An 18955-nucleotide genomic window follows, 5' to 3' on the forward strand; every position below is an offset into this window, starting at 1 on the left:
AAGAATTACTGTTTTTTTGTTAAAATCTCAAACATAGTATAATTCAAATTTACTATTTTTTCGTTTAGGACTGAAGTTGCACATTTTATTTGATAATCCAATTCAGCTGAAATTATTAATGTATCGTTTTGTAGTTTAACTTTTTTTAAAATAGTTTGTTTAATATCTTCTAAAGTTGCAACTTTTTGTTCAAATAAAGCTTTCTCTTTTTGAAAATTGTTTATTATTATAAAAATTATAAAACTAAAAATGCTAATAATTAATATAATTAGGGAATTCATTGTGTTGTGGTTTAAAATAAATAGGTAGAGAAAAAGACAGCTTAAAATAGTTAATTTAAATAAGAAGCTTTCATATATATACGAAAGCTCCTTAAATTAACATATTTAAATTTGATTTTTTACAAAGTTCTTACACCATTTATGGTTATTGTTTCGTTGTCTGAATTAAGAAAACTACCTGTTAAAACATATCCTGAAATTGTCCCTAACACAGTTGTGTTTTCATCAATTATTTGATTGGTCGCATTATTGAAAGTTCCATTGATTTCATCGACTACTGTTCCTCCATCTTTTTTAGCAACACCAGCCCATTTAGAAAGTCCTCTAGACAAAACGATATTGAAAACACCAGTTTCGCCAGTTTTTGAATAAGTGCCCATATACGCTTCAATCAAAGAAGTAGAAGTTTCTTTGTAAATTTGGAAAGTGGCATTCGGGTGTCCAGGAATATCTGAACTTGTAACCGTGGGAGTTAATCCACTTAATCCAACAGCAAAAGTAATTGAAACAGGACTTCCGTTGAAAGTTCCTGTAAAAGGAGCCACATAATCTTGGCCGTCAACTGGCGTAACAGTTGATGTTAATAGGGCTGTGACTCCATCTAAAACCATTGTTGCGGTAATGGTGTTGCTTCCATTTTGTATGTTGATGGAAATTGTGCCTGTGGAACCAACCACCACGCCTTTGTAAATTCCTTTCGCACTGCCATCGTTTGCAGGCAATGCCTCGGGTGCGCTTGCGCAAGTTGCACACGTATAGGGTTCTGTGTCGTTTTTTGAACACGATAACATTAATAAGCCAAAAATGGCTAAAGCAATAATTTTTTTCATTTTTTGAATTTTTAAATTGATATATTAATTTTGGCCTACTCTCTTAATAAGGATTTTCGGCTTGCTCCTGTTTTTTTCTTACTAGTAATGACGTTAATCTGCAACTTTTATTGCATTATAACTTTACCAACCCATAGGTTTTCGTAGTCTTTGTCCATACCTACATATAGAATACTATTTTCTTTTTCATCATATTGGCTTGAATTGTCTTCGTTTAGAAAATAGTTGCCATTACCTAAAACCTTGAAAGGGCTTAAAGAAGTATTCTCTAAATCAATTTTTGTAATTCTAGGAAAATAATGTGCAGAAAAAGTAGTATTGCCATCATAGGCATCAATAAAAGAAGTATAACCTTTCATGCCCTTTACTTCCATAAGTTCTAAATAAACACTTTTACCATCTGGTGAGGGATAAAAGTTTTGATACATCGGAAATAGCATACTCTTTTTATCATCGTTCATTTTGCCAATTCCATATTGTGTTTTGAGATTACCATTTTTATCAAAATGGAAACAAACAATATCTTCATATGAAGTTTCTTTGTTTTCTAATCCCATCATAACAGTAGACGATATTTGTCCGGTTACTAAAAACTCATTCGATTTTGTTACAAAGAAGTTTTCAATTAAGATTTTTTTACCTTTATAAACACTGGCATCTTTGTCGCCAGGAGCCGTTTTGAATTTGGATTTAAAGTCGGCTATTGGAGTGTTGGTGCTAAAATCATTTTGATTGCCGCTAAATCGAAGAATATGGAAATTATCCATTTTTTCAGCTGTTGATTTTTCCCATTTTGCCAATAATTTATTGGCAGCGGCACCTGGGTTATCTATTGGTGCATATTCGTTGAAAACTTTTTCAAAGCAGTTGTTTTCTTTGGTTGAACTTCCAAAAAAATAAATACTATCATCTTTTTTATAAACCGATGTAATTAGTAACGCAGAAGCAGGACTTTTAAATTCACATTTATTAATCTGATTTCCTTCAATATCAAATTGATAGTATACGTATTTTGAAATATCATTTGCACCTTTGTTTGGAGCAAAAATCATTACTATATTTTCATTTTGTAATTGATCACAATATACCATTGAATAAGAACCGGTTAAGTCTAAAGGTTTTTCTTTGAAATTTAATGTTTCATCTACCATTAGAATTACAAATTGATCACTTTGGTTATTTTCTTTATCATCAATTTTTGTTATACAAAACAAATTTTGTTTGTCATTATCACTTGAACTATATGCCGCATATCCTATATACGATTTGCTATTATCATTTTTAAATTTTACTGTTTCATCTGAAATAGTTTTTTTAGTAACATACCTTTGTTTATCTCTATTCCATGTTTTTAACCTCACAATTTTGTTAATTTTTAATTTCATACTCAACACATCAAATGAGTTTGAACCGCCAACATAGGCATAAAATGATGTTCTCTCATAATCAGCTTGGTCTTTTTTATCATCTTTTGAATCAGAAGTAGTAATAAATTTTAAGTTTTTGTCAAAACTGTATTTTTCAAAAGAAACAGCATCACTTTTTTTATCTACTTTCATTTTAAAAGTGATATTGGCAGTACCATCATTGTCTTTGGAAACGTCATACAGGTATCCTTTTTGAGCTTTCTTACTCATAGGTTGTACGCTTTCTTTAGTTTCTTGTGCCGAAGCAGATCCAACAATAAATAATAGAATTCCGTAGTAAAATGTTTTCATGTTTGTTTATGATTAAATGTTTTGTCAAAATTGCTGTTTAGATTAAAACAAAAAAATACGGCATTTGTCGTATTTTTATAAAAGTCACTTAAAGTTGCTTAAGAAACGTAAGTAGAAACCTAAATTGTCTTCTTTAGGTGCCTTATTTTTCAGGTATGTATTTCAAAAACATATCCGATATTTTTAAAAAAAGTTTACGGTAACCCGTTGGTTGCCATGATTAAATACGTCTCTTCAAGTGTCCGCCGTGGCGAATGACCCGAGGATGAATAGCCGAGAGAAACGAAGCACACAAGCGAAGCGACTGCCAAAGCAAATCGAGAACCGTGTTTATTCAAAATTTTCATATTTTTGATACGATTTTATTCTCGAAGTTTCCGAAGGAAATCATAAAACTGATGAAAAATTATTCTAAAAAACTAATTATACCCAACGGGTTAAAAAATTCTTTTTTTGTTTTTAATTGTATTTCAAAGATTGAATGATTAGAATTCCAAAATCATCTTTTGCATTCTTTTTAATTAAAACTATCTTTGTTGCCATTATATGATTTTAGGAATTAAAATTTCAAAAAAAAATATATAAATTAGTATTATAGTGGAAACAAAAAGTGGGAGCATTTTATGTGAAAATCATAAAGTAAAAAATTGTAATTTTATAAATATATCAAAATCAACTATTTAATTAATAATCAAAATAACAATGTCAGACGATAAAAAAGTAATTTTCTCAATGCAACGATTGAGTAAATCGTATCAGGGAAGTGATAAACAAGTTTTAAAAAACATCTATTTGAGTTTCTTTTATGGAGCCAAAATAGGGATTCTCGGGCTTAACGGTTCGGGAAAATCTTCACTCTTGAAGATTATTGCGGGAGTGGATAAAAACTACCAAGGTGATGTAGTATTTCAACCCGGTTATACTGTTGGTTACTTGGAGCAAGAACCAAAACTAGATGAAACCAAAACCGTTTTAGAAATCGTAAAAGAAGGCGTAGCCGAGACGATGGCGCTGTTGGACGAATTCAATAAAATCAACGATATGTTTGGGTTGCCCGAAGTGTATGAAGATGCCGATAAAATGGATAAACTAATGGACCGTCAGGCACAATTGCAAGATAGAATAGATGCTTGTGGCGCGTGGGAAATTGATAATAAACTAGAAGTTGCCATGGATGCGCTTCGCACTCCCGAAGGGGATATGCCAATTAGCGTATTGTCTGGTGGTGAAAAACGTAGAGTGGCACTTTGCCGTTTGCTGCTGCAAAATCCAGATGTGTTATTACTTGATGAGCCAACCAACCACCTTGATGCCGAAAGTGTATTGTGGTTAGAGCAACATTTAGCACAATATGCCGGAACGGTAATTGCAGTTACGCACGATAGATACTTTTTAGATAATGTAGCTGGTTGGATTTTGGAATTGGATAGAGGAGAAGGCATACCCTGGAAAGGAAACTACTCTTCTTGGTTAGACCAAAAATCGAAACGCATGGAACAAGAAGAGAAAGTGGCTTCCAAACGAAGAAAGACTTTAGAACGTGAGTTAGATTGGGTACGTCAAGGTGCTAAAGGTCGTCAAACCAAACAAAAAGCGCGTTTGCAGAACTATGATAAACTTTTAAACGAAGACCAAAAAGAATTAGACGAAAAATTAGAAATCTACATTCCGAATGGTCCACGTTTGGGAACGAATGTGATTGAAGCAAAAAATGTAGCCAAAGCTTTTGGCGATAAATTATTATATGACAATCTAAACTTCACTCTGCCACAAGCAGGAATTGTGGGTATCATCGGACCAAATGGTGCCGGAAAATCGACTATTTTCAGAATGATTATGGGAGAAGAAAAAACAGATGCTGGTGAATTCAGCGTTGGTGATACGGTTAAAATTGCCTACGTAGATCAGGCACACTCGAACATTGACCCCAATAAATCCATTTGGGAAAACTTTTGCGACGGTCAAGAATTAATTATGATGGGAGGAAGGCAAGTAAATTCGAGAGCGTATTTATCTCGTTTTAACTTTGGCGGAAGCGATCAAAACAAAAAAGTAGCCGCACTTTCGGGTGGCGAACGCAACCGTTTGCATTTGGCCATGACCTTAAAAGAAGAAGGAAATGTATTATTATTAGATGAACCAACCAATGATTTAGATATCAACACGCTACGTGCTTTAGAAGAAGGTTTAGAAAACTTTGCGGGTTGTGCAGTTGTAATTAGTCACGACCGTTGGTTTTTGGACAGAATTTGTACTCATATTTTAGCCTTCGAAGGAAATTCTGAAGTGTATTATTTTGAAGGTGGCTTCTCAGATTATGAAGAAAATAAAAAGAAACGTTTAGGTATGGATGTGACTCCGAAACGAATTAAATACCGTAAATTGATCAGAAATTAATTAAATCTCAGAAAATCCCGAGCAATCGGGATTATTTTTTCAATAAATACTTTATATTTGAATAACTAACTATCTATAATGAGCAAAACTAAATTTTTTAGTTTTTTAATAGTTCTTCTTTTCAGTTCTGCTACACTATTTTCTCAGGAGTATAAAGCAGCGATAACCGAAATCGAACGATTATTAAATCAGGCTGTTACCGATTTTAATGATGCCAAATATGACATTGCATTAGAATCTTCAAAACAAGCACTGATAAAGTCTTTTGCTATAAATGATCCGTCACTTATTGCGCAATCCTACAATACTATTGGTGTAATTTATAATGAATGTTCCGATGCCAAAAGAGCTATTGATTTTTATGAAAAAGCACTTTTCTATGCCAAAAAAGCCAACAACGACAAACTTTATAATTGGTTGTATAGTAATTTAGGCAGCACGTATTATTTTAATAAGGTAGACGTTCCAAAAGGTATCAATTATTATAAAAAAGCATTGTATTATGCTAATAAAATAAAAGATTCCACCGAAATAAAGTATACCCGAATTAATATCGCAAGTGCCTATTATGCTATCAATAACTTTAAAGAAGGAAACAAATATGTCAGTGAAATTAAAGACAAAGTTTTAGCCAATGGTTCCCAAGACAATAAAATGTCTATGAATTTATTGATGGGTATATATGCTTCACACCAAGAAAATAAAGCCGAAGCAGAACGTTATTATGCCACTGCTGAAACAATTGCAAAGAAAAATGAATTTGATACTTATTTGATAAACATCTATGAGAATAGAATACGTCATCACAATCATTTTAATGAGCCAGAAATAGCCAAGCGCTATAAAGAAAAGTATGATTCATTGAATAATATTGTTTATTCTAAAGATAAACTAGACAATTTGCAAGAAGGAGCTATTCAAATTGAGCTCGATGAATATAAAATGCAATTAGAACGGGTTGAACAGGCAAATGATGATCATCAAAGGAATCTGAAAGAATCTAAGCTAATAGTGTTCCTTTTTATAGTTATCCTAATTATATTATTATTGCTCTTACTGACTTTATATAAAAACATAAAACTAAGAGAACAAGCTAATCGTGAATTGGAATTGGCTAATGAAGCTTTAAAAGAAGCTAAAGAAAAAGCGGAAGAAGCATCTAAGTTAAAATCACAATTTGTTTCCACCATTACGCATGAACTCAGAACACCTTTATATGGTGTAATTGGTTTAACCAATATTATATTGGACGAGCACAAAGAATTAGGAAATAGTCCACACTTGAAATCTTTAAAATTTTCAGCAAAATATTTACTTTCATTAGTTAATGATATCCTTCAAATGAATAAAATTGAAGAGAAGCGCATTGTTCTAGAAAACCTAATTTTTAACCTGACCGATGAAATCACAACCATTAAAAACTCTGTTGAATATATTGCCGATAAAAATAACGATACATTAACTGTAGAAATAGACACTTCAATTCCTGAATTTTTAATTGGTGACAAACTTCGACTTTCTCAAATCATAATGAACTTAGTAAGTAATGCTTTGAAGTTTACCAAGAACGGACATGTTTCGCTCATAGCAGATTTAAAACATGTCGAAGGAAGTACCTATTTTATAGAATTTAAAGTAAAAGATACCGGAATTGGAATTGCCAAAGAAGACCAAGAAAAAATCTTTGAACAGTTTGTTCAAATAGAACGCAAAGAGGAAGATTATCAAGGAACGGGATTAGGATTATCTATTGTTTCTCGATTGATAAAATTATTTGATAGTGAAATTCATTTAGAAAGTGAGCAAAATATTGGCACTACTTTTTCATTTACCATTGGTTTTGAATATGACCAAGAGAAATCAAAAGAAATTATCAACGAAATAGAAGTTGACTTATCACAAAATTTAGTTTACAATATTCTAGTGGTAGAAGATAATAAAATCAATCAAATAGTGACTAATAAAATCATTCAAAACAGCAATATGACTTGCACTATAGTTGATGATGGTTTTGCTGCTTTAGTTGCCATTGAAAAGGAACATTTTGACTTAATCCTCATGGATATCAATATGCCACTCATAAACGGTTTTGAAACAACAAGAAAAATTAGGGAGAAAGGTATAAAAATACCGATAATTGCTTTAACTGCTTTTGACAAACAAGAAGTTACAGAAGAAGCACTTGCTGCAGGAATGAATGATATTATGGTAAAACCTTTTGATCCATCAAAATTATTTCAAGTTGTAGCTAAAAATATAAAAAATAAAAAAAGCGTTGATTAATACCAACGCTTTTTGTTTTTCTTTGAAGCTTCTGATTTTCTTGAATTACTACTCTCAGGTTTTTTTTTGTTTCTCAAATCGGGCTTGGTGTCTTCAGTAGCTTCTACTACTTTCCAAGGGAAAGGATGGTCCTTCATTATTTTTACATTCACTTTAATCAATTTTTGAATATCCTTCCAATACGGTTCTTCGTCTTTAGAACAAAAAGAAATTGAAATCCCGCCATTTCCGGCTCGACCTGTTCGACCAATACGGTGCACATAGGTTTCGGGAATATTTGGCAAATCAAAATTGATTACATAAGGTAAACTTTCAATATCAATACCACGAGCGGCAATATCAGTAGCCACTAAAACAGAAATTTCTTTATTCTTAAAGTTGTCTAAAACACGTTGTCTTGCCGTTTGTGATTTGTCGCCATGAATGGCTTCTGCATTCACTCCATGTTTTTTTAATGCTTTTACCACATTATCAGCACCATGTTTGGTTCTGACAAAAACGAGAAGATTGTTTAAATTTTCATTTCGAATCAAATGGTATAATAAACCACGTTTGTCTTCTTTTCCAACAAAAAAGATTTGCTGTTCAATAATTTCGGCTGTTGATGAAACGGGTGTCACCGAAACATATTCGGGTTTATTTAAAAAAGTATCCGCCAATTCACGAATTGCTATGGGCATTGTTGCCGAAAACAATAGCGTTTGTCTGTTAGTTGGCACCAGTTTTACAATCTTTCTAACATCATTGATAAAGCCCATGTCGAGCATCAAATCCGATTCGTCTAAAACCAAATAATGCAAACTATCAAAATCAATAAAACCTTGTTTGTGCAAATCTAATAATCGTCCTGGAGTGGCAATTAAAATATCAACGCCTTTCTTTAATTGATCTACTTGGGGTACTTGTGAAACACCACCAAAAATCGTAAGCTGTCTTATGTTGGTATATTTTCCGTAGGTGTCAAAACTGGCGCCAATTTGCACCGCTAATTCACGTGTTGGAGTAACTACAAGACATCGAATTTCTTTTGTCTTTTTAGATGAACCAATCATTCTATGAAGGTTGTGTATAATTGGAATAGCAAAAGCTGCTGTTTTTCCGGTTCCCGTTTGGGCACAGCCTACTAAATCTTTTCCTGCTAAAATAAATGGAATGGCTTTTTCCTGAATAGGTGTTGGTTGTGTGTATCCTTCTTCAAAAACGGCTTTTTGGATACTATTGGATAATGATAAGTCTTCGAATAACATAGATAGTGGCTTACGATTAAGTATAAACCAGAGCAAAGATAAGGTTTTATAAGTTAGGAGTTGCGTGTTTCGGGTTTTCTATGTTTTGAACCCGAAACCCATAACCCGAAACCATCAACTAAATAAGTTCTCTCCTCGATTTAATAAAATCAGTAACCAGATACCCAATCAGTTTTCCGATGAGGTGATTGTTTTTTTCTTCACCAAGTTCTGGTGCTCCTTCACAAATATGTAAATAGGAAGCATTTTTATGACTTCCGAAAAAATAAACAAATTGACGTAATTCTTCAACCGAAAAACCACTCATAGTCATGGCACTACTCGCTATATTTGGAAGCGCATCTAAATCGATTTCAATACCATAAGAATCATTTTTGATAAATTCTAAGGCAGTATTGAGTTCTTGTTGAAAGTTTTTTTGTTGTCTAACTTTTATTTCATCATAGGTGTTAAACGTAACGCGGTCTTCAATTTTCTTTAAATTATCGAGTACATTTTTTGAGGTATAATTTTCATGCAAACCGAAGATGAAATATTTCTTTAAAAATCCTTCTTCATAAGCATAAGAAAAACCATTTCCGCTATGCCTTCCTTCCAATATTCTAAAATCAGAATGTGCATCAAAATTGATAGCATTAATCGGTTTTCCTAATCCAAGAGCCGTTCCTTTAATATTTCCGTAGGCATTGTTGTGCCCACCTCCAATAATGATTGGAATTTTACCACACTTTATAATGCTGTTTATTAGATGCACCACTTCTTTATCTATTCTGTGGACAAGTTCGCTTAAAAGCTTTCTGTCGGCAGTGGCATTAAAATCCAAATCTTTGGCCTGCTCCATTTCTTGAGCAACATCTAATTTTCCTAAAACAACAATTTGGCTTCCTTTGCAAAAGCGATTGTGCTGAATATTAGCGATGCTTTTTATAGCGCTTTCCCAAGCAGAGTGCGCTCCAGGACGACCATAATTAGCACGAATTCCGACATCTTCCGGAATACCAAAGAGTGCATATTTTGCTTCACAAACTTTCAGAAAATTGTGGCAATTTTCTCCCTTAGGAACGGTTATCATTTTTTCACCAAATTTTACCTCACCGCTCCTGTGATTGGTAACTTTGGCTAAATCGGTTATTGAAAAAGGAATTAATTTTTCCATTTTTTTTTAATATTTCTCCAAAAATATAATAAAAATGCTTAATTTTCGATACTAATAATAATAGTATTGCATTTAACAATCAAAAAAACAACCCCATGGAAAATCAAAATAGCCATTCAAAATTAAAAGCAATTATTGGAATTTTAGCTGTATTATTAATAGTTAGTTTAATTTATATATTTAAACTAACTACAGATGCAAAAGAACAAGACAAAACTATAGTAGAAATTAAATCAGAAAAAGAATCAGTTCTTAAAGACTTAAGTGATTTAAAAAACACCTATGATGCTGCTATTGCCGAAAACACTTCAATGTCGGATGATTTAATTGCAGAAAGAGATAAAGTGGTTAAACTCATGGAGGAATTAAAATCAGCAAAAGGAGACAATGCGTCTTTAATGAAATACAAAAATCAGTATAAAGCTCTAGAGCAAAAAATGCGAAATCTGATGGAGGAAGTTGCTGTTTTAAAAATTAAGAATCAAGAACTTACGACCAACTTAGATAGTACCAATGTTATTTTAGAAGATTCTAAAAAGTACAATCAGGTTTTAGTGGGTCAAAATGAAGAATTAGCTAAAACTGTTGAAAAAGGTTCTAAATTAACGGTTACCAATCTGAAAACTGCATCTTATAAAGTGAGAAGTTCTGGTAAAGAAATTGCTACCGACAAGGCGAGCAGAACAGACATGTTGAAGGTTAATTTTACAATTGCCGAAAATAAAATTGCTAAATCGGGTGACAAAACCTATTATGTTCAAGTAATTGATTCAAAAAATAATGTCTTAGGCGATAAAGCCACGATTTCTTTTGGAGATACTTCATTAATTTATAGTTTTACTGCATCGGTTAAATATGAAAATAAGACTGTTGAAGTTTCGCAACAATTACCAGGAAAAGATTTTGCAAAAGGAACCTATTTTGTTAATGTTTTTGACAAAGCAGAATTGGTGTCCAAAAGCAGCTTTTCATTACGATAGCCCACAATTATTTAAATTAATAGTTAATTGGAAAAGATCCTTTTGTTACATTCAAGAGGATTTTTTTATGGAATAAGGTTCCCATTAATAATAACTTGTTCAATCAAATTGCTGGCAAATGCATAGGGCAATTCATAGAAAGAATGTAGTGGTTTTGTAATGATAAGATTGGCTATTTTGCCTACGGTAATGCTTCCGTGAGTTTCAGATAATCCCATAGCGCATGCACCGTTTAAGGTGGCCGCATTGATAGCTTCTTCGGGTGTCATTTTCATTTTAATACAAGCTGTAGCTACCACAAAATTCATATTTCCCGAAGGTGAAGTACCCGGATTAAAATCGGAAGCCAAGGCGATAGGTAATCCTGCAGCTATCATTTTTCGTGCTGGTGTATACGGAATGCTGATAAAGTAGGAGCAAGTGGGTAAAGCAACAGCAATGGTATTGCAATTTTTTAGCGCTTCAATGTCATCATCAGTAACAATTTCAAGATGGTCAACGGATAGTGCATTATGTTTTACGCAAGCGGCTATTCCGTTTATAGCGGTAAACTGATTGACGTGTATTTTGGAACGTAAACCATATTTATTTCCAGCTTCCATAATTCTCTCGGTTTCTTCAACCGAAAAATAACCCGTTTCACAAAAGACATCGATATAGTCGGCTAATTTTTCTGTTGCAATTTTAGGGAGCAAATCATTGATTACGATATCGATGTACCCCGAGTGATTTTCTTTGTATTCAGTAGGAAAGGCATGAGCACCAAGAAAAGTAGCTTTTATAGCTATTGGATAATTTTGAGATAACTTTTTTATTACGCGAAGCATTTTCAATTCGCCCTCGACAGTTAATCCGTACCCCGATTTAATTTCGATAGCTCCAGTTCCTTGTTTCATTACTTCTTCAAGTCGTTTTTTGGATTGGTTGTAGATTTCTTCTTCTGACGTTTCGTTTAGTTTTTTGGCCGAATTTAAAATGCCACCGCCGCGATTTGCTATTTCTTCATAGGTTAAACCATTGATACGATCTACAAATTCTTGTTCACGATTGCCTGCGTAAACAATATGTGTATGACTGTCGCACCATGTTGGAAGTACCATCTTTCCAATGGCATCAATTGTAATGTATGCGTTTAAATTAGGACAATTTTCCATGGCGCCAAAATCGGTAATTACATCATTCTCAAAAACTAAATAGGCATTTTTAATGGTAGGTAAAACTGCCATTTCCGCACCACAAACTTTTTCTACAGCTAATTCTCTAACCTGTAGTAGTTCTTTTATGTTGATGATTATTGTTTGCATAATGATTTTTGGTAAAAATAGCTTTAAAAAAAGAAATAGTATTAAATTTAAACAAATTTAGAATTCGTGAGAAAAATTAAATACAAAAAAGGAAGAAAAGTTCAACCTTCATTTTTAGAATATACAGGAAGTCATAAGCAAGTAAAAGCAGAGTTGCAGTTATTTGTTTATGATACAAATACTTTAACCGAGTTTAATGAATCTAAAGTGTCACAATTAGACTAAATGTTTTGATTTTAATAAAACAAACTGGTTGAATGTGCATGGTTTAAATGATATAGAACTTATAAAATCTATTGGAAATCATTTTAATATTGATAATTTTATGCTTGGTGACATTTTGAATACTACAAAACGTACCAAATTGGAAGAATATCACGAAGTCCTTTTTTTTAATATCAAATCTTTATTGCCTGAGGAAAATAGTGATTCTATAAATGTTGAGCAAATTAGTTTTTTGTTAAAGAATGGCTTTTTAATATCATTTCAAGAAAAGAGAAGCGATTTTTTCACACATCTTCGGGAGCGAATTCGAACGCATTCAGGTATTGTAAGAGATAAAAAAGCAGATTATTTACTGTATTTATTATTGGATGCTGTTATGGAAAATTTTTACATAACAATCGAAAATGAAGAAGACAAAGTAGAAGGTTTGATTAATTTATCAAAGTCAAGTAGCAACCCAGAAATCCTTGTACAAATAGAAAAACATAGAGATAATTACAATTTTTTAAAACGCTCTATAATTCCATTACGCGATTCTTTATATTCTATTAAGAGCATGAAAGATGATAATGTTTTTAATGCCATTGAGCATGATACTTATAGTTTTTTTGAACGATTACATCAAAAGTGCTTGGAACTTTTAGAGCAAATAGAGTACGATCTGATTTCACTGGAAAGTGCTTCTAATTTTTATTTTTCTACACAAAACCATAAGATGAACGAAGTCATCAAAACGCTAACCGTTGTTTCCGTTTTCTTTATGCCATTGACTTTTATTGTAGGTATTTATGGGATGAACTTTGATAATATGCCAGAACTGCATTGGCAGTATGGGTATTTTATTATTTTGGGATGTATGCTTTTATTGCTTTTGGGAATGATATATTACTTCAAAAAGAAGAAGTGGTATTAATTTCTTTATGTATTGGTTTTATTACTTTTAAAAGTAAATTTTAATACAAGCAATCCAATTATTGCGGCGAGTAATGAGGAAACTAAAATCATTATTTTTGAATTCGTAATATGTTCCTCATCCGAAAAGGCTAGTAGTGTTATGAATATTGACATTGTAAAACCAATGCCGCCTAAAAAGCTAACGCCTAAAATTGATTTCCAATTTAAATCTTCGGGAAGTTGACTTATTTTTAGTTTAACCGAAAGAAAGCTAAATAACCAAATCCCAATTGGTTTTCCTATCAATAATCCCAAACCTATTCCTAGAGTATAAGAATGATTTAAAGCATAATGCCAATCCGAATTTAAGATAATGGCAGTATTGGCTAATGCAAACAATGGTAAAATAATAAAGGCAACAGGTAGGTGTAAAATGTGTTGCAAAATATAGGAACTCGATTTTTCATCTCCGTTTCCGAACGGAATAGCAAAAGCTAACAAAACACCTGTTATGGTAGCATGAACCCCTGAGTTGAGCATGAAATACCACATGGCAATTCCACAAAGTATATAGGGAATTAAATTTCGAACTTTTAATCTGTTTAAAAGAAGTAAGAAAGCGAATATGCTTAAGGCAATTATTAAATTACTCCAAATTAAAGTTTTTGTATAAAAAATAGCAATTATTAAAATGGCACCCAAGTCATCAATTACAGCTAAGGCAGTTAAAAACACCTTTAAAGAAACTGGAACTCGGTTACCCAGTAACGATAGAATACCTATAGCAAATGCAATATCAGTTGCCATTGGAATTCCAGCACCAGATTGTGTGTTCGTTCCGTAGTTTAGGGATAAATACATTGCGGCTGGAATTAACATTCCGCCAAGGGCAGCAGAAATAGGGAGTAAGGCATTTTTAAAATTCGATAACTCACCTACATACACTTCTCGTTCCAATTCTAAACCAATCAATAAAAAGAAAATTGTCATGAGACCATCGTTTATCCAATGTTCAATAGAATGGTTTCCTAATTGTTGATGCCACACGTGTAAATAACTTTCACTCCAAGAAGAGTTGGCTAAATATAATGAAAGTAAAGTACACCCAATAAGAATAAACCCACCTGCTTTTTCACTATCCCAAAAATCTTTAAAAAGGCTTTTTATTCTCTTCATAGTTCAAAGATAAAAAAAAGCATCTATTTCTAGATGCTTTTTTAGGGATTGAATTTTAGGGTTTACGCTATTATAAGCTTGTAATTACGAATTGACTTCTTCTGTTCAATTGGTGTTCCGCCTCGGTGCATTCAACACCGTCGGCACATTTATTAACTAATTGTGTTTCTCCGAAACCTTTGGCAGTAAGTCTATCTTGATTTATTCCTTTGCTAATTAACCATTGCATAGTTGATTTTGCTCTTCTGTCTGATAAATTTTCGTTATAATCAAAAGAGGCACGGCTATCGGTGTGCGAACGAATATCAATTTTCATCGTTGGATATTGTTCTAATACATCTAGAATTTTAGCTAAATCAACTGCAGCATCCGGACGGATATTCCATTTGTCCAAATCAAAATAAATTAAGTTGATCCCAAATACATCGGCTAAGTCATCACCTGGTTTAACTGGTTTTTGAGTTTTTTCAAGTTCAATATTCAACGCTGTTTTACCATCGGTTTTGCCAATAATAACTGGAGATTCATTAGTAGTATAAGTTTCAAGAGACGTTCTTACATAGAATTTAGTTCCACATTCTACTTCTTTAAATTCATACTTACCTTCAGCATCAGATGTAGTTTCTTTAAGTTGTTTGAATTTTTCATCAAAAAGAATCAATTTAGCATTTGGCAAAATAGCTTTTGTTTGGGCATCAGTTACTACACCAAATAAGATTTGGTCACACCAAATAGGCCTAGTTTCGACAAATTTATAGATATCATCATTACCTTGACCACCATCTCTGTTAGAACTTAAGAATCCTTTTTTAGTTTTAGAATTGATAATCAAAGCGAAATCATCTTTAGGACTATTAGCTTCCTCACCAACGTTTACTACTTTTTTGAATTCTAGACTACCGTCTTTTGGAATCTTAGTGATAAATATATCTAATCCTCCTAATCCAGGTTGACCGTCAGAAGCAAAGTATAATTCGTTATCATCATTTACAAAAGGATAGGTTTCTCTACCTGGAGTGTTAATTTTATCTCCAAGATTTTCAGGAGTTCCAAAACTTCCATCTTCGTTAATTTTCACTCGATATAAGTCAGATTGACCGCGAGAACCATCCATATCAGAAGCAAAGTATAATGTTTTTTCATCAGCAGATAATGCAGGATGTGCCGTTTGATAACTATCGCTATTAAAAGGAAGTGCTGTTATAGTATTCCATTGTCCATCTTTATCAACTTTTGCACTATAAATTTTTAATAATGTTACTTTACTTGCATTATACCCTCTGCCATCAAGATAGTTATTTCTGGTGAAGTAAACCGTCTTTCCATCTTTTGTAAAAGTTGGCGTATCTTCATGGAATTTAGTATTTAACTTTTTACCAAATTTATCTACAGTTCCTAAAGCACCATCTTCTGCAATTGGAGAACAATAAAGATTGGTAAAATATTGCCCAGTCCAAGTATGTATTCTTTTTGAGAAGTTTCCAGTATCACGAGCAGACGAAAAAACAACTTTTGTACCCATGAAAGCAGTTCCGTAATCGGAATACTTTGAGTTGATTCCGGCGTTTTCTATTTTATATCTACCCGAGTTGTTTTTAATTTCTTCTAGATAATTTCTATTTTCTGAGAATAGTGTAGCACGAGCATCATTACCACTTTTTTCGCCAAATTTCACCATCATGGCATCCGATTTAGTGTAATCTTTAGTAGCTCTGAGTGTTTGAGCAAAGCGATAATAGAATTCTGCTTCTTGATCAGGGCTGGTAATATAAAGCTCGTCATACCATTTGTTTGCTTTTTCTAATTCAGCGTTGAAATAGTATGCATTACCTATTTTTAGCATCATATCAGGCGATTTATATCCTTTTTCGTAAATACGTTCGTAGGTTTTAATAGCATCAATATAAGCGTATTTATCATACTCTTTAGTTCCTTTAGCTTCTTTTTTACTTCCTTGTGAATAACTATTCAAACAAGTTAAAGTAACTAATACTAAGTATATAAATTTATTTTTACTCACAATTTTAAAATTGTTTTTTCGGAATTTGTGACCCGAGCCTGAAAGGCGAACGGATGAAATAATCATTGATTTCATAATCGTCTTGTTATTAGAAGAATCTAGGTGATACCATTTTACTTACTCTGCTAAACAACTCAAATCTTAAGAATATCTCATGTGAACCAGAGTTGTATCTTCTTAAATTAGTTGTTTCCATATCATAGCTATACCCTATGAATAAACCATCAGTTACTTGAAATCCTGCTAAAGCACTTACAGCAGCATCCCATCGGTAAGCGCCGCCAAGCATAAACTTATCAAAGAATAAGAAATTTGCTGAAGCATCTACTTGTAAAGGCGAACCTGCTACAACTTTTGTCAAGAAAGCTGGTTTGAACTTTATTGATTGAGACAAATCAAATACATAACCTCCAATTGCATAAAAGTTCATTCTCTCTTGAAAAACAGCTACTTCGTTGTCATTGTATTTTTTGTCTTCTAAGAAGTTTGGTACCGATAACCCAAAATACAACTTATCAGAATGCAAGTAAACTCCAGCACCAAAATTAGGAGAAAACTCATTGTTGAAATTCTGAAGATTCGGATCATTTGCTTGAGCAGGTGTCAGTTTACTAGTATCTAGGTTAAAAATATTTCCAGAGGCTTTAATACCAAAAGACAGTTTGTAGTTTTCAGACATTGGAACAGAATACGATATATCCGCCGAGATAGTGTTGTCACTTGTTGGACCAATTCTATCGTTTACTAATGAAAGTCCAAGACCTAAATTACTATTGTTTATTGGGGTGTTTAAAGAGAAAGCATTAGTAGTTGGTGCACCGTCTAAACCAACCCATTGGGTTCGATGTAAACCAAAAATACTCATTACTCCTCTGGACCCTGCATAAGCTGGATTAATATTTATGGTGTTATACATGTATTGGGTATACTGTGCGTCTTGCTGTGCAAAAGCAGTGTAACATGTTAACATTAAGGCGAAAATTAAAATTTTTGTTTTCATATTATCTATTTTTTTAACCCGAAAGTTTAATATCCCTCAGGAATTAATAGGGTTTATTATCTAGAAAGGTATAAATATCCGTCTTTATTAAAAGTTTGTCCGTCAGTTGTTGTCCACTGAATAATATAGAAGTAGGTTCCTGTAGGTAACTCATCCGATTTACTTATAGTTGCTCTACCTTCAGAGACACCAATAAATTTACGAGTATTGTTATCGTATTGTCTAGTTTCATAAACCAATACTCCCCAACGGTTGTAAATTTCAACATTATTTGTAGGATAACAAGCTAAATCTTCAATATTTTCGATATCAAAGTATTCATTTGTACCATCACCATTTGGAGTGAAGGCATTGTGAATAATTATTGATTCACATGGTAAAACACCACAATCAGTATTCACAGTCATTTTGATTTCAAATCTTCTTGGACACAATCCTGTTGTAATGGTATAAGAGAACGTATATATACCTGGAGTAATACCAAACGCATTGAATGTATTACCACCAGTAAATCCGCCTACATTATCTTCGTTTGTCCAAACAGCATCTGAAGGAACATCATCAGGATTATCTAATAAATCACGTAAAATATAAGCAATATTCTCATTTGTACAACTAGATTCAAGTACTTCAGTTACCGTTGTTGTTTGCGTTACAGTTATACTTTGTGTAATTGCAGTTGTATTTCCGCAAGCGTCAGACACTGTCCAAATTCTAATAATCTGAAAGGTACCATTTACATCAGGTTGTGTTTGTGTTTGTGCAAACACCGGGGTTCCAACCGTTGAACAATTATCAGTAAAATTCGCAGCAGTTAATATTGGAGCATCAGGAATAGCATCACATGTTACGGCTATATTAGAAGTAATTGGATTTATGATTTGTGGTCCAACGGTATCAGAAACAGTAATTGTTTGTGTTACCGGCGCACTGCTATTTCCACAAGTATCTGTTGCTGTCCAAGATCTTACTATTTGATAGTTAGAAGGACAGTTTCCAGCTAAAATGGTTTCAGTCACACTTACTGTTGCTGTTCCACAATTATCAATCGCCGTTAACACTGCTGGAGCAGGAATATTATCACAAGACACCGAAGTATTTGCAGGGGCACTTTGATTAAATGTTGGTGCTACTGTATCATTAACACTAATTGTTTGTGATACTGAAGATGTGTTACCACATCCGTCAACAAATGTCCAAGTTCTAGTGACAGTGAACGAGTTCGGACAGTTACCAGCAGTAATAGAATCAGATCCTAATACTGTGATAGCTCCATTACAATTATCATTTGCTGTAAGCGAAATCATTGCAGGAACCTCACTAGCACAAGCTACGTTTAGAGTAGCTGGAGCTTGAGGAGCAACAGGTGCAATAGTATCGCTTACATTAATTGTTTGTGATACTGACGATGTATTGTTACATCCGTCAACAAATGTCCAAGTTC

Annotated in this window: 13 protein-coding genes and 1 pseudogene; 4 read left to right on the top strand and 10 right to left on the bottom strand. The window is 33.1% G+C overall.

Annotation, left to right across the window (positions count from 1 at the left end; all coding sequences use genetic code 11):
* Positions 1-5: 5 nt before the first annotated feature.
* The 3 genes from ACIQ2L_RS12600 to ACIQ2L_RS12610 form a co-directional block, all read right to left on the bottom strand.
* Positions 6-281, bottom strand: a complete 276-nt coding sequence (locus tag ACIQ2L_RS12600; protein WP_396159344.1) for a hypothetical protein — start codon at positions 279-281, stop codon at positions 6-8.
* 119 nt (positions 282-400) lie between these two features.
* Positions 401-1111, bottom strand: a complete 711-nt coding sequence (locus tag ACIQ2L_RS12605; protein ID WP_396159346.1) for a hypothetical protein — start codon at positions 1109-1111, stop codon at positions 401-403.
* A 107-nt stretch (positions 1112-1218) separates the two neighbouring features.
* Complete coding sequence (locus ACIQ2L_RS12610) at positions 1219-2829, bottom strand: hypothetical protein (RefSeq protein WP_396159348.1); 1611 nt, start codon at positions 2827-2829, stop codon at positions 1219-1221.
* 702 nt (positions 2830-3531) lie between these two features.
* On the opposite strand from ACIQ2L_RS12610, the gene ettA reads away from it, so the two are divergent.
* The gene (gene ettA / locus ACIQ2L_RS12615) at positions 3532-5226 is read left to right on the top strand and encodes an energy-dependent translational throttle protein EttA (RefSeq protein WP_396159350.1); all 1695 of its coding nucleotides are present in this window, start codon (positions 3532-3534) and stop codon (positions 5224-5226) included.
* Between the two features lie 78 nt (positions 5227-5304).
* Positions 5305-7509 (top strand): response regulator, encoded by a 2205-nt coding sequence (locus ACIQ2L_RS12620; protein WP_396159353.1) that lies wholly within the window; start codon positions 5305-5307, stop codon positions 7507-7509.
* Here ACIQ2L_RS12620 and ACIQ2L_RS12625 read toward each other — a convergent pair.
* Together ACIQ2L_RS12625 and ACIQ2L_RS12630 are read right to left on the bottom strand one after the other, a co-directional pair.
* Positions 7506-8756 (bottom strand): DEAD/DEAH box helicase, encoded by a 1251-nt coding sequence (locus ACIQ2L_RS12625; protein ID WP_396159356.1) that lies wholly within the window; start codon positions 8754-8756, stop codon positions 7506-7508. The genes ACIQ2L_RS12620 and ACIQ2L_RS12625 overlap by 4 nt on opposite strands.
* A 118-nt stretch (positions 8757-8874) precedes the next feature.
* A complete protein-coding gene (locus tag ACIQ2L_RS12630) occupies positions 8875-9912 on the bottom strand; it encodes a formimidoylglutamase (protein ID WP_396159358.1) in 1038 nt (345 codons plus the stop codon).
* Positions 9913-10007: 95 nt separating this feature from the next.
* Here ACIQ2L_RS12630 and ACIQ2L_RS12635 point away from each other — a divergent pair, with 95 nt between their 5' ends.
* The gene (locus ACIQ2L_RS12635; protein WP_396159360.1) at positions 10008-10892 is read left to right on the top strand and encodes a hypothetical protein; all 885 of its coding nucleotides are present in this window, start codon (positions 10008-10010) and stop codon (positions 10890-10892) included.
* 65 nt (positions 10893-10957) lie between these two features.
* Here the strand turns inward: ACIQ2L_RS12635 and hutI are convergent, their stop codons facing one another.
* Positions 10958-12196 (bottom strand): imidazolonepropionase, encoded by a 1239-nt coding sequence (gene hutI / locus ACIQ2L_RS12640; RefSeq protein ID WP_396159362.1) that lies wholly within the window; start codon positions 12194-12196, stop codon positions 10958-10960.
* A 66-nt stretch (positions 12197-12262) separates the two neighbouring features.
* Between hutI and corA the strand changes: the two are divergent.
* Positions 12263-13334, top strand: a pseudogene (gene corA / locus ACIQ2L_RS12645) (magnesium/cobalt transporter CorA).
* Between the two features lie 5 nt (positions 13335-13339).
* Here corA and nhaA read toward each other — a convergent pair.
* The 4 genes from nhaA to ACIQ2L_RS12665 form a co-directional block, all read right to left on the bottom strand.
* Positions 13340-14491 carry a Na+/H+ antiporter NhaA gene (gene nhaA, locus ACIQ2L_RS12650; protein ID WP_396159364.1) on the bottom strand — a complete coding sequence of 384 codons (1152 nt, stop codon included), beginning with the start codon at positions 14489-14491 and terminating at the stop codon, positions 13340-13342.
* Between the two features lie 70 nt (positions 14492-14561).
* Complete coding sequence (locus ACIQ2L_RS12655; protein WP_396159366.1) at positions 14562-16586, bottom strand: OmpA family protein; 2025 nt, start codon at positions 16584-16586, stop codon at positions 14562-14564.
* Positions 16587-16599: 13 nt separating this feature from the next.
* A complete protein-coding gene (locus ACIQ2L_RS12660; RefSeq protein ID WP_396159367.1) occupies positions 16600-17511 on the bottom strand; it encodes a type IX secretion system membrane protein PorP/SprF in 912 nt (303 codons plus the stop codon).
* Positions 17512-17567: 56 nt separating this feature from the next.
* Positions 17568-18955: gliding motility-associated C-terminal domain-containing protein (locus tag ACIQ2L_RS12665; RefSeq protein WP_396159369.1), on the bottom strand; the 1388-nt coding region annotated here is incomplete at its 5' end.

The sequence above is a fragment of the Flavobacterium sp. genome (assembly GCF_044369455.1).
GTDB lineage: Bacteria > Bacteroidota > Bacteroidia > Flavobacteriales > Flavobacteriaceae > Flavobacterium.

Excerpts from the sequence above, each read along its gene's own strand:
- ACIQ2L_RS12620 (WP_396159353.1), top strand. The coding sequence starts at position 5,305 with ATGAGCAAAACTAAATTTTTTAGTTTTTTAATAGTTCTTCTTTTCAGT.
- hutI (WP_396159362.1), bottom strand. The coding sequence starts at position 12,196 with ATGCAAACAATAATCATCAACATAAAAGAACTACTACAGGTTAGAGAA.
- ACIQ2L_RS12660 (WP_396159367.1), bottom strand. The coding sequence starts at position 17,511 with ATGAAAACAAAAATTTTAATTTTCGCCTTAATGTTAACATGTTACACT.
- ACIQ2L_RS12600 (WP_396159344.1), bottom strand. The coding sequence starts at position 281 with ATGAATTCCCTAATTATATTAATTATTAGCATTTTTAGTTTTATAATT.
- ACIQ2L_RS12610 (WP_396159348.1), bottom strand. The coding sequence starts at position 2,829 with ATGAAAACATTTTACTACGGAATTCTATTATTTATTGTTGGATCTGCT.
- ACIQ2L_RS12630 (WP_396159358.1), bottom strand. The coding sequence starts at position 9,912 with ATGGAAAAATTAATTCCTTTTTCAATAACCGATTTAGCCAAAGTTACC.
- ACIQ2L_RS12625 (WP_396159356.1), bottom strand. The coding sequence starts at position 8,756 with ATGTTATTCGAAGACTTATCATTATCCAATAGTATCCAAAAAGCCGTT.
- ACIQ2L_RS12605 (WP_396159346.1), bottom strand. The coding sequence starts at position 1,111 with ATGAAAAAAATTATTGCTTTAGCCATTTTTGGCTTATTAATGTTATCG.
- ACIQ2L_RS12635 (WP_396159360.1), top strand. The coding sequence starts at position 10,008 with ATGGAAAATCAAAATAGCCATTCAAAATTAAAAGCAATTATTGGAATT.
- ACIQ2L_RS12655 (WP_396159366.1), bottom strand. The coding sequence starts at position 16,586 with ATGAAATCAATGATTATTTCATCCGTTCGCCTTTCAGGCTCGGGTCAC.
- nhaA (WP_396159364.1), bottom strand. The coding sequence starts at position 14,491 with ATGAAGAGAATAAAAAGCCTTTTTAAAGATTTTTGGGATAGTGAAAAA.
- ettA (WP_396159350.1), top strand. The coding sequence starts at position 3,532 with ATGTCAGACGATAAAAAAGTAATTTTCTCAATGCAACGATTGAGTAAA.